Annotated in this window: 10 protein-coding genes; 8 read left to right on the forward strand and 2 right to left on the reverse strand. The window is 74.8% G+C overall.

Translation table 11 applies throughout. The features are described 5' to 3' along the window. Positions 1–276: 276 nt before the first annotated feature. Positions 277–1,266: an ATP-binding protein gene (locus tag ACZ3YO_RS10615; protein WP_465547731.1), complete on the reverse strand. Its 990-nt coding sequence runs from the start codon at positions 1,264–1,266 to the stop codon at positions 277–279. Positions 1,267–1,533: 267 nt separating this feature from the next. Here ACZ3YO_RS10615 and ACZ3YO_RS10620 point away from each other — a divergent pair, with 267 nt between their 5' ends. Next, complete coding sequence (locus ACZ3YO_RS10620) at positions 1,534–2,427, forward strand: Fic family protein (protein ID WP_465567507.1); 894 nt, start codon at positions 1,534–1,536, stop codon at positions 2,425–2,427. 569 nt (positions 2,428–2,996) lie between these two features. Here the strand turns inward: ACZ3YO_RS10620 and ACZ3YO_RS10625 are convergent. Further along, positions 2,997–3,917: an HAD family hydrolase gene (locus ACZ3YO_RS10625; RefSeq protein ID WP_465567510.1), complete on the reverse strand. Its 921-nt coding sequence runs from the start codon at positions 3,915–3,917 to the stop codon at positions 2,997–2,999. Between the two features lie 757 nt (positions 3,918–4,674). On the opposite strand from ACZ3YO_RS10625, the gene ssd reads away from it, so the two are divergent. The 7 genes from ssd to ACZ3YO_RS10660 all read left to right on the forward strand — a co-directional run bounded on the left by ssd (position 4,675) and on the right by ACZ3YO_RS10660 (position 10,643). Then, a complete protein-coding gene (ssd, locus tag ACZ3YO_RS10630) occupies positions 4,675–5,799 on the forward strand; it encodes a septum site-determining protein Ssd (RefSeq protein ID WP_465567513.1) in 1,125 nt (374 codons plus the stop codon). After that, positions 5,799–7,160 carry a TadA family conjugal transfer-associated ATPase gene (locus ACZ3YO_RS10635; RefSeq protein WP_465567516.1) on the forward strand — a complete coding sequence of 454 codons (1,362 nt, stop codon included), beginning with the start codon at positions 5,799–5,801 and terminating at the stop codon, positions 7,158–7,160. Before ssd ends, ACZ3YO_RS10635 begins: the two co-directional genes overlap by 1 nt. A 342-nt stretch (positions 7,161–7,502) precedes the next feature. Further along, positions 7,503–8,354, forward strand: coding sequence for a type II secretion system F family protein (locus tag ACZ3YO_RS10640; protein WP_465567518.1), 852 nt, complete (start codon positions 7,503–7,505; stop codon positions 8,352–8,354). A 239-nt stretch (positions 8,355–8,593) separates the two neighbouring features. Continuing rightward, positions 8,594–9,187 carry a type II secretion system F family protein gene (locus ACZ3YO_RS10645; protein WP_465567521.1) on the forward strand — a complete coding sequence of 198 codons (594 nt, stop codon included), beginning with the start codon at positions 8,594–8,596 and terminating at the stop codon, positions 9,185–9,187. Positions 9,188–9,359: 172 nt separating this feature from the next. Further along, complete coding sequence (locus ACZ3YO_RS10650) at positions 9,360–9,632, forward strand: DUF4244 domain-containing protein (RefSeq protein WP_465567524.1); 273 nt, start codon at positions 9,360–9,362, stop codon at positions 9,630–9,632. Between the two features lie 28 nt (positions 9,633–9,660). Beyond that, complete coding sequence (locus ACZ3YO_RS10655) at positions 9,661–10,113, forward strand: TadE family type IV pilus minor pilin (protein WP_465568049.1); 453 nt, start codon at positions 9,661–9,663, stop codon at positions 10,111–10,113. 38 nt (positions 10,114–10,151) lie between these two features. Continuing rightward, on the forward strand, positions 10,152–10,643 hold the full coding sequence (locus ACZ3YO_RS10660) for an Rv3654c family TadE-like protein (RefSeq protein WP_465567527.1): 492 nt from the start codon (positions 10,152–10,154) through the stop codon (positions 10,641–10,643). The last annotated feature ends 95 nt before the right edge of the window (positions 10,644–10,738 follow it).

Genomic DNA, 10,738 nt, shown 5'->3' on the forward strand with positions numbered 1-10,738 from the left:
TCAAGACTCGGTAAACCGAGGGTAATGAAAGCTTTGCACAGCGTCATCCCGGGCGGTAGCGCTGAACCCCTGGATTCACCCCATTGGGTGGTAGTCGAACTGACGGGAATCTGCTGACGCCCGGACAGGGTGGGCGGGGCCCGGCCGAGGCGTGCGAGAACGGGCTGTGGCCTCCCTCCGAATGGAGGAAGGCCACAGCCCGTTCGGTGTCCCGCGCGCCGTCTTCGGTCGTGTGGTCGGGCCCCGCGCGTCGTCGGGCGGTTCGTGCCGTGGGCGTCAGTGCGCACCGGCCGTGGCGTGCTGCTCCCCGCCGAGCACGAACCCGTGGTCCACCTGGGTGGCGAGGTCGATGCCGACCTTGGAGTTGGCCCAGCTCTCGGCGTTGCGGAGGTGGAAGAGGACGGCCTGCTCGGTGTAGCGGGGGGCGTCCCGCCGGTCGTGGGCGGCGTCGGCCTCGCTGCGCAGCTGCTCCAGCACCGCGCGGTTGCCCGGCTCCAGCGCCCGCAGCGGCGGTTCCGCGCCCTGCTCCAGCCGGCGCACCCAGTCGGAGTGGCCGAAGGTGGTCAGCAGGTCCTCGCCGACCTCACGGTGGAGGAACTCCAGGTCGTCGCGGCCCTGCACCTTGTTGCCGATCACCCGGAGCTCGACGCCGAAGTCGCGCGCGTAGTCCTTGTACTGGCGGTACACCGAGACGCCCTTGCGGGTCGGCTCGGCGACCAGGAAGGTCACGTCGAACCGGGTGAACAGCCCGGAGGCGAAGGAGTCGGAGCCCGCCGTCATGTCGGTGACGACGTACTCGTCGGGGCCGTCGACCAGGTGGTTGAGCAGTAGCTCGACCGCGCCGACCTTGGAGTGGTAGCAGGCGACGCCGAGGTCCTCCTCGGTGAAGGCACCGGTGGCCAGCAGGCGGACCGACCCCTCGTCCAGCGCGATCGGCCGGGCGCAGGCCGCGTACACCGGGTTCTCCTCGACGATCCGGAGCAGCCGCGAACCGCGGCCGGGCGGCGTGGTCTTGATCATCTCCTCGGCGGACCGGATCAGCGGGTTGCTGCCGCGCAGGTACTCCTTGATCTCGGGCAGGTGGGCGCCGAGCGAGGGCAGCTCCGCGGCCTGGGCGTCCGTCAGTCCCAGGGCGGGGCCGAGGTGCTGGTTGATGTCGGCGTCGACGGCGATGACCGGGCGGCCCGCGGCGGCCAGGTGGCGGATGAACAGTGCGGACAGCGTGGTCTTGCCGCTGCCGCCCTTGCCGACGAACGCGATCTTCATCTGGGACTCCGGCTCTCGCTCTGGGGCCCGTGCGCGGGGCCGCTTGATCGATGTCTCGTCGCGCTGCTTCCGCGTCGTCCTTCCGTGCCGCTTCCGCCCTGCGCCGACGTCGACGATCTCCAGAATTGGAAATCGTTATCGTCTCCGATAGCGCTCATGCTATCCGGGGTTTCGGGCTCCCCGGCGGAGGGGAGTGAGGATTGCCTCTAACGGGTGATCCGGGGTTGCTGTTCCGGGAGGGGCCCTTCTTTCATTACTCTCGGGTAGGTGAGCACTGGAACAGATCCCCTCGCCCCGCTGGCCCAGCTCCCCGGGGTGCCCGACGCCGTGGCCGAGGTGCGCAAGGCCGTCGACCGCCTCTACGGGCACCGGGTGATGCGCCGCCGCGCGGCCGAGGTCACCTCCGAATCCGCGCTGCGCGGCGCCCGCGCGTCGGCGGCGCTGGCCGGGGCGGACTGGCCGCTGGAGGAGGTCCGGCGCCGCAGTGACTTCAGCGCCGACCACGAGTCGCGTACGGTCGGCGCCGCCCTGCGGATCGCCGCCGAATCCGGCCAGCTGCTGAGCGTCTGGCGGCACTCGCCGCTCCAGGTGCTGGCCCGGCTGCACCTGCTGGCGGTCGGCGACGCCGACGCCGCCGCCGGGCGGCCGCGACAGGCCGGTGAGGCGGCCGAGGAGCTGTTCCCGCTGGAGCTCAAGCCGGTGGAGAGCGTCGAGGCCGACCCTGCGGCCGGCGAGCCGGTGCCCGCCCTGCCGCCGGCCCCCGGGGCCGAGGAGGTCGCCGCCCGGCTCGACCAGCTCTCCCGGCTGCTGGTCGCCCGCGCGGAGGGCCAGGGCGTGGGGACGCCGGCCCTGGTGGTGGCTTCGGTGGTGCACGGGGAGCTGCTCGCGCTGCGGCCGTTCGGCTCGCACAACGGCGTGATCGCGCGGGCCGCGCAGCGGATCGTGCTGCTCGCGGAGGGGCTCGACCCGAAGTCGATCTGCCCGGCCGAGGTCGGGCTCGCGGAGCTCGGCACGGACGCCTACCGGCGGGCGCTGGCCGGCTACCTGGCGGGGACGGAGGAGGGCCTGGCGGCCTGGATCGGGCACTGCGGCCGGGCGCTGCGGCTCGGCGTGCGGGAGAGCACGGCGGTCTGTGAGGCGATGCAGCGCGGCATGGTCTGACCGGGGTTCCGGAGGGCCGCCCCGGCCTGCCCGCCGGGGCCGGCCGCCGGACTCGGCCCGGCCGGGCCCGAACGGCGAGATCCCGAGGCCGCGCCACCACGAACGGCGAGATCCCGAGGCCGCGCCACCACGAACGGCGAGATCCCGGGCCTGAACAGCGAGATGCGGCGGCACCTGATCCTGCCGGGCGCCGCCGCTGGTACAGGTACCGGGTGACCATGCATGCACCGGAAGTGCCCATCAGACGGGGATCCTGCCCGTTCGTCTGGTGCGGCGGCCCGACAGCGGGTCGGCTGCATGTGGGTGCTCGGTTATCTGTACGCGGTCCGTGGGGCCTGAACTGCGTTGTCGGTTTGACCTCTTCGGGTCCTGACCGGGTCTCGCGGGCCGTGCTTCATTTGTATCGCGTTTCGGGCGAAAGGGGAACCCGAAACGAGAAGTCTTCGGCTTTTGCCCGTTTTGTACCAAACCGCACTGGTTGGGCTTGTTGTGCCCCGGGGCCCTGCAACTGGGGCGGCAGGCCGTTCGGGCGCCGGGGCGGAGCCCGAACGGGCGGGACGGTCGGTCGCTCAGGCCGTCGGGCGGCGCCGCCGCGCCGCGTACCAGATCACTCCGGCGGTCAGCACCGCCGTGCCGATCGCCACCGCGGTCAGCACCGAGCGGCTCGGTGCGGAGAACTCCGGGAGCCGCCGCCGCAGTTCCACCGGTCGGTCGAAGACCAGCACCGGCCACTCGCGCGCCACCGCCTCCTTGCGCAGGGCGCGGTCCGGGTTGACGGCGGAAGGGTGACCCACCGCCTCCAGCAGCGGCAAGTCGGTGGAGGAGTCGCTGTAGGCGTAGCACTCGGAGAGGTCGTAGCCCTCGGACTCGGCCAACTCCCGGATGGCGGCCGCCTTGTTCTCGGCGTAGGCGTAGTAGTCGATCTCGCCGGTGTAGCAGCCGTCCTCGATCTTCAGCCGGGTGGCGATCACATGGTCCGCGCCGAGGAGCGCGCCGATCGGCTCGACCACCTCGGAGCCGGAGCTGCTGACGATCACCACGTCGCGGCCGGCCGCATGGTGCTGCTCGATCAGGGAGGCGGCCTCGTCGTAGATGATCGGGTCGATGAGGTTGTGCAGGGTCTCGGCGACGATCTCGCGGACCTGCTGGACGTTCCAGCCCCGGGTGAGCGCGGAGAGGTACTCGCGCATCTTCTCCATCTGGTCGTGGTCCGCGCCGCCGACCAGGAAGACGAACTGGGCGTAGGCGCTGCGCAGTACGGCCCGACGGTTGATCAGACCGCCCTGGTAGAACGGCCGGCTGAAGGCGAGGGCGCTCGACTTGGCGATGATGGTCTTGTCGAGATCGAAGAAGGCCGCCGTCCTGGGGCCGGCCGGGCGCGGGCGGGCGGCCGGGGGCGTCGGGGCGGCGCTCTCGGCCGACGCGGCGGGCTCGGCGGTGGAGCCCGGGGACTTGTCGGCGTACTCGTCGGCGTTCTCGGTGGTGTCCACGGGAACCGAGGATAGAGGGCGCCACAAAAGAGCCCGCCATTCGGCGTACTCGTGGGCGTGCGGGTTTGTGTTTCTGGCCGCTCGGGTACACCATGGAAGTCACGGATCGTTCGCGACCGTGCTAACCCGGTCCGGCTCCTCCCCCCCGAGTCGGGCTGTGGATAGACGACCCCCGCTCTCCCCCCCGGCGGGGGTCGTCGCACGTCCGGGGCCATTTTCAGGGCTTGAACGGCTTCTGCGGAGGATTCCGCACCGGCTCTGCCGGGCGTCTACAGGGGGTGTCGGGGCGCGGCCCCACGCGTCTGGTTTCGTCACTCTGTGTTGCCGGTTGCTCATCGCTGCCCGGGGCCCGTGCGAGGTCCGTGGAGGCCCGGAAGCGCCCACGGTGAGATCCCCGAAGAGATCCGTCACGAGACTCCGGAGAGATGGCGGAGATGGCGCGGGGGGCTTCCTTGCGGACCCTGCCCGAGGGCCGGCCGTGCCTCGTGCGAGCTGTGCCGGTTCTTCTCGGTGAGGCGGTTTCGTCAATTCTTTGCTCAATAGCCCCCCGTCCGGGTGAACGTAGTTATCCACAGGCCCGAGTTGTCCACAGACATTCGGAACCGGGCTGACGGAATCAGGATCACCCCCCACCGTGATGGACGGCAGCGGTTGCCGGGCCCCGAGCAGGGCGCCCCCGGTCGGCCGCCTGCCGGACCTGTCCGGACGTGCGCCCGTACCGCTCCACGCGGACGGACGCCGCAGAGGGGAGACCACCATGTCGACACCGATCACCGGCCATGCCTCCACCCACGGGCCGGAGGCCGCCGGCCCGCTCGTGGTCACCGAGGACGAGAGCCTGGCCGAGCACCTGCTGCGGCTCTGCGCGGCGGCCGGGGCGGAACCCCGGCTGATCCGGGGTGCCCCGCCGCCGCGCGGGCTCTGGGAGGGCTCGTCACTCGTGCTGGTCGGCGACGACCAGGCCGAGCGGTGCGCCGGGCTCCCCCGGCGCACCGGGGTGCTGCTGCTCGGGCTGGACCTCGACGACCCCGGGGTCTGGGTCAGAGCCGTCCAACTCGGCGCTGAGCACGTGCTGTTCCTGCCGGACGCCGAGGCCTGGCTGCTCGACCGGATCGCCGACGCGGCGGAGGGTGTCGGCACGCCGGCGCTCACCGTCGCGGTACTCGGCGGCCGGGGCGGGGCCGGTGCCTCCACCCTGGCCTGCGCGCTCGCGGTCACGGCCGCGCGCACGGGCCGGCGGACCATACTCGTCGACGGCGACCCGCTGGGCGGCGGGCTCGACATCCTGCTCGGCGGCGAGACGGCCGGCGGCCTGCGCTGGCCCGACCTGGCCGGTTCACGCGGCCGCGTCAGCGGCGCCGAGCTGGCCAAGGCGCTGCCGGTGCTGAAACGGCTGACCACGCTGTCCTGTCTGTCCTGGGACCGCGGTGACACGCTCGCCGTACCGCCCGAGGCCATGCGCAGCGTGCTGGCAGCCGCCCGTCGGCGCGGTGGCCTGGTCGTGGTCGACGTGCCGCGCCACCTCGATCCGGCGGCCGGGCAGGCGCTGGAGCAGTCCGACACGGCGCTGCTGGTGGTGCCCGCCGAGCTGAGAGCGGTGGCCGCCGCCGACCGGGTCGCGGCGTCCGTGCGGATGCGGCTCGACGACCTCCGGATGGTGGTGCGCCCGATGCGGCCGTTCGGGCTCCCGGCCCACCGGATCGCGCGGGGGCTGCGGCTGCGGCTCGCCGGAGAGCTGGGGGCGGAGCCCGGGCTGGCCGCCGACGTCGAGCAGGGCGTGCCGCCCGGGATCCGTGAGAACGGCCCGCTGGCGCGCTTCTGCGAAACCTTCCTGGACGAGGTGCTGCCGCCGGTTCCGGCGGTCGGAGGAGGTGTCTACTGATGGTCCGTCTGCGCAGAACGGGCAATGCGGCCGGGGGCGGCCTCGGTGCCGCTGCCGGTGGCCGGGGCGGCGGTGCGCGGGAGCACCGGCTGCTCAGGAGCGTCACGGCGACCGGCGGGCACCCGGAGCCGGGTTCGCGGGCCGAGCCGCCCCCGTACGGGCGCACGGCCCGGGAGGAACGTACGGCCGCGCTGGTCGACGCCGTGAGGCTCAGGCTGGCCGAGTCCGGAGCGCCGCCGACGGCCGGGTCCGTCGCGGCGGTGCTGCGGGCCACCCGGCCGCCGCTCGGCGGCGACGACGTCCTCGACACCGTGCGATCGCTGCGGGCCGAGCTGGTGGGTGCGGGCCCGCTGGACCGGCTGCTGGCGGCGCCGGACGTCACGGACGTCCTGGTCAACGGCCCGGACGAGGTCTGGGTAGACCGGGGCGGCGGGCTCCGGCGGGCCGCCGGGGTCCGCTTCACGGACGCCGAGGCGGTCCGGCGGCTGGCGCACCGTCTCGCGACCGCGGCCGGGCGACGGCTGGACGATGCCCGGCCCTGGGTGGACGCGCGGCTTCCGGACGGCACCCGGCTGCACGCGGTGCTGCCGCCGATCGCCACCGGCTGCACCCACATCTCCCTGCGGGTCTGCCGGCCGCGCCCGTTCACACTCGACGAGCTGGTGGCCGGCGGGGCGCTGCCCGCGACCGGTGCCGAGCTGCTGGCGGGCATCCTGCGGGCGCGGCTGTCCCTGCTGATCAGTGGCGGGACGGGTACGGGGAAGACAACCCTCCTGGCGGCGTTGCTCGGGCTGGTCGGGCCGGACGAGCGGATCGTCGTCGTGGAGGACTCGGCCGAGCTGCGGCCGGCCCACCCGCACGTGGTCCGGCTGCAGAGCCGCCCGCCCAACCAGGAGGGGCTCGGCGAGCTCACCCTGCGCGACCTCGTCCGGCAGGCCCTGCGGATGCGTCCGGACCGGCTGGTCGTCGGGGAGGTCCGGGGCGCCGAAGTGTCGGACTTGCTGGCCGCGTTGAACACCGGCCACGAGGGTGGCTGCGGCACCGTGCACGCGAACACCGCGGCGGACGTGCCGGTCCGGCTGGAGGCGCTCGGGTCGCTCGCAGGGCTGGACCGGCCGGCCCTGCACAGCCAACTCCGGGCCGCCCTCGACCTGGTGGTGCACCTGGTGCGGGAGCCGGCCTCCGGACGGCGCCGGGTCGCCGAGATCCACACACTGGCCGGTGATCGCGACGGCCTGGCCGTCACCACGCCGGCGGTGACCTTCGCGGCGGACGGCACGGCCCTCCCCGGCGAGGGCTGGGAGCGGCTGCTCCGGCTGCTGGCGGCGCGCGGGGTGACGCTCGCCGGGGGGCTGCCGTGACGGCGGTACGGGCGGTGGAAGGGCTGTTCGTCCTGCTGCTGTGCGGGTGTGTGGCGGGCGCCTGGGCACTGCTCGGGCCATGGCGAGGGAAGGCCGGGGAGAAGGGTGGTCGCTGACATGGCGAAAGATCAGCTGTTGCTGTGCTGGGTGACGGTGCTCTGCGTCGCGGCGTCGGCCGGGTGGTACGCGCTGCAGCGGGCGGCGGCGGGCGCTCGCCGACACGTGCTCCTGCCGGCCGGTGACGGCGGTGGGTTAGGCGACGGCAGCAGGAGGAGCGCCGCGCGCCGGGGCCCGCCGGTGGTGGATGCCAGGTGGTGGCCGCTCCGCAGACCAGATTGGCTGATGCCTGAACTGCTGCTGTTCCCGGCAGGGTTGGCGGCGTGGCCGGGTTTGGGCTCGCCCGTCCCGTTGCTGGCGGCCGCACTGGCCTACCTTCCGCTGCGCCGCTGGCGGCAGCGGCGCAGCGTGACGGCGGCGGCCCGGCACCGATCGGCGGCGATCGTCGAGCTCTGTGCCGGGCTGGCAGGGGAGTTGCGGAGCGGGGCGACACCCGAACAGGCGCTGCACGTGGTGACGACGCGTATTGCCGCGGACCGCGAGGCGCTGCACCGGATCGGCGAGGAGCCGGTGGCCCGACTGGCGGCCGGCCGCTACGGCGGGGACGTCCCGCTGGCGTTCCAACTGCTCGCCGAGCTGCCGGGCGGCAGCGGGGCGACGGCGATCGCCGCCTGCTGGCGGGTCACTGCCGACGGGGGTTCGGGCCTGGCGGCCGGGCTGGACGGGGTCGCCGAGGCGCTGCGCGCGGAGCAGGCGCTGGCCGAGGAGATCACCGCGGAGCTGGCGGCGCCGCGGACCACGATCGCCGTTCTGGCGGCGCTCCCCGTCGCCGGGCTGCTGCTCGGGGTGGCGCTCGGGGCCCGGCCGGTGGCCGTCCTGCTCCACACTCCCGCCGGGCTGGCCTGTCTGGCGGGCGGGGCGGCCCTGGAGGGGCTGGGTCTGGCGTGGACGGCGCGGATCGTCCGGGCGGCGGCGCGAGGGGCCGTGGAAGCGCCCAGGAGTGCTGAACGGGAGGAGCGCCGGGCCGGGGGTGTGGCCTGGGTCGGCGATGGCCGGTGGCGGTGCGGCATCTCGCGCACGAAGACGCGGCCGGGGCGGCCGAGCGGGTCGTTCCGGGTCGAGGTGATGTCGACATGAAGCCGGGGGCCGGTTGGAGCGTCCTGGTGCCGGCGGTGCTGATGGTGGCAGCGGGGGCATTGCTCCTGCGGCGAGGAGCGATGCGGTGGGCGGGGCGTCGGAGGTCGGCCTGGATCCGGGCCCGGGCCCGGCCCCTCGGGCGGGCCGCCCGGCGGTGGGGAGGGCCGGTGCGGGGCAGGTGGGGTGCGCGGATCCCGGCGCCGGGGGCCGACGGCGCGGGGCGCGCCCGGCGGGCGGCCTTGGCGGTCGCTGCCGGGCTCGGTGCGGCCGTGGCGCTGGGCGGCGATGCCGGACTGGCGGTGGGCGTCCTTCTGGCCGCCGCGCTGTGCCGGTGGCTGCCGAAGGCGAGGTCCCCGGACGAACGGCGGGCTGCCCTGGAGGAGGAGCAGCTCACCCGGCAGCTTCCGCTCACGGCGGAGCTGCTGGCGGCCTGCCTCGGTTCGGCGGCCTCGCCGGCCGTGGCGGTGGCGGCGGTCGGCCGGAGCGTCGGCGCCCCCATGGGGCCCCGGCTGGTGGCGATCGCGGCGGAACTGGCCCTGGGAGCACCGCCGGAGGTCTGCTGGACCAGGCTGGGCGGAGAGCGCCCGGCGTTGGCGCCGCTGGCCCGCTGTCTGGTCCGGACGAGCCTCAGCGGGGCTCCGGCGGCCGGGCCGCTGATCGGTCTGGCACATGGCTGGCGGACGGCGGCCGCGCGTACGGCGCACGCCCGCGTCCGCCGCGCCGGGGTCCTCGCGACGGCGCCGTTGGGGCTCTGCTTCCTCCCGGCGTTCGTGCTGATCAGCGTCGTCCCGGTGGTCATCGGGCTCACCACTCGCTTCGCCCAGGCGATGTGAGTCGGTGTCGGGATGGTGCGGGCGGGGAGGTGTCCGCGCGGGTGGTCCTGTGCGGGTGGTCCTGTGCGGACGGTTCTGTGCGGGCGGTTCTCGCGGGGCGGTGCCCGCGTGGTGCGGGGCAATGTCCGCTTGGGAAATCGATGTCAACCATCAATCATCGGAGGAGAGTTCCATGACCGTAGTGATCACACCGGAGATCGTCGACGGGCGTCCCGGCCGTCGCCTGTACGAGCTGTGCCGGCGCCGGGGCCTGTGGGTGGCCGGGCGGGCCCGGCGGTCGGTCCGGGTCAGGGCCAGGTCGGACGCCGGGATGACCACGGCCGAGTATGCGGTCGGCACGCTCGGGGCGTGCGCCCTGGCGGCTGGGCTGTACAAGGTGGTGACCAGTCCGACCATGATCGGCGGGTTGACCGAGCTCCTGGACAGGGCGCTCCATGCGACGTGATGATCCGTTGGCGGAGCGGCCTCGGTCGATCCGTCGGCACACCGGGAGCCGCCGCGTTCGGGTCCCCGATCAGGGTCGGGGTCAGCGGCGCAGGGGCCCGCGTCGGGGCGATGCGGGCTTCGTCACGGCCGAGACGGCGGTCGCCCTGCCGGCCTTGGTGCTGCTCGCCGTGATGCTGATCTGGGGCGTGCTCGCGGCGGGCGCGCAGATCCGCTGCGTGGACGCGGCGAGCGTGGGTGCCAGGGCGGCCGCGCGCGGGGAGGCGGACGCCGCCGCCATCGCCCGTTCGGCGGCCCCGTCCGGGGCGGACGTGCAGATCGTGGTGGCGGCGGACACCGTCCGGGTCACGGTGGACGCACCGTCGTCGCCGCCCGGCCGGCTCGGCTCGCTGCTCTCGGTGCGGCTGGGCGCGGCGGCCGTGGCGGCACGGGAGGACACCCTGGCGGGTGGCGGAGGCGGTGGTGGCCCGTGGCCGCCCTGAGGCGGGCTGCGGCCGGGCTTGCCGCAGAGGTGCGGAGGGTGGCGCGGGTCCGCACCGCCCGGGCGGTTGCGGGGCGCGGGGCCGACGCTGGGTCCGCGACGGTGTGGCTGGTCGCGTTCGCGGTGCTCGGGTGCGCAGCGTTCACGGCCACGCTCGCGGTGGGTGCGGTGGCCGGCGCCCGGCACCGGGCGGAGTCCGCCGCCGACCTGGCGGCCCTCGCGGCCGCGGACCGGCTGCTGCTGGACGTGGACGGCGGTTGCGGGCGGGCGGCCGGGATCGCCGCCGCGCAGGCGGCCACCGTGGTCTCCTGCACGGTGGACCGGGAGGCGGACGCCGTCGAGGTGGTGGCCGAAGTGCCGGTCGGTGGGCTGCCCGTGCGGCTGCCGGTCGGACCGGCCCGTGCACGGTCCCGCGCCGGCCCGGTCCGCGCGACGGCTGCCGTGGCGGAGGCCGCGACGTCCGCCTCGGCATCCACCACGGTGGGTGCCGTGGCGGATGCCGGCCTCAGTGCGACGGCGGGTGGCTCATGAGTCCTCTGCGGTCTCGGCGGAGGCGTCGGCTTCCGCCGCCTCCTCTGCCACCTCCCGAGCCGCCTCGTCTGCCACCTCCCGAGCCGCCTCCCAGG

The organism is Kitasatospora sp. NPDC022785, assembly GCF_055561295.1.

Excerpts from the sequence above, each read along its gene's own strand:
- ACZ3YO_RS10615 (WP_465547731.1), bottom strand. The coding sequence starts at position 1,266 with ATGAAGATCGCGTTCGTCGGCAAGGGCGGCAGCGGCAAGACCACGCTG.
- ACZ3YO_RS10650 (WP_465567524.1), top strand. The coding sequence starts at position 9,360 with ATGACCGTAGTGATCACACCGGAGATCGTCGACGGGCGTCCCGGCCGT.
- ACZ3YO_RS10635 (WP_465567516.1), top strand. The coding sequence starts at position 5,799 with ATGGTCCGTCTGCGCAGAACGGGCAATGCGGCCGGGGGCGGCCTCGGT.
- ssd (WP_465567513.1), top strand. The coding sequence starts at position 4,675 with ATGTCGACACCGATCACCGGCCATGCCTCCACCCACGGGCCGGAGGCC.
- ACZ3YO_RS10640 (WP_465567518.1), top strand. The coding sequence starts at position 7,503 with ATGCCTGAACTGCTGCTGTTCCCGGCAGGGTTGGCGGCGTGGCCGGGT.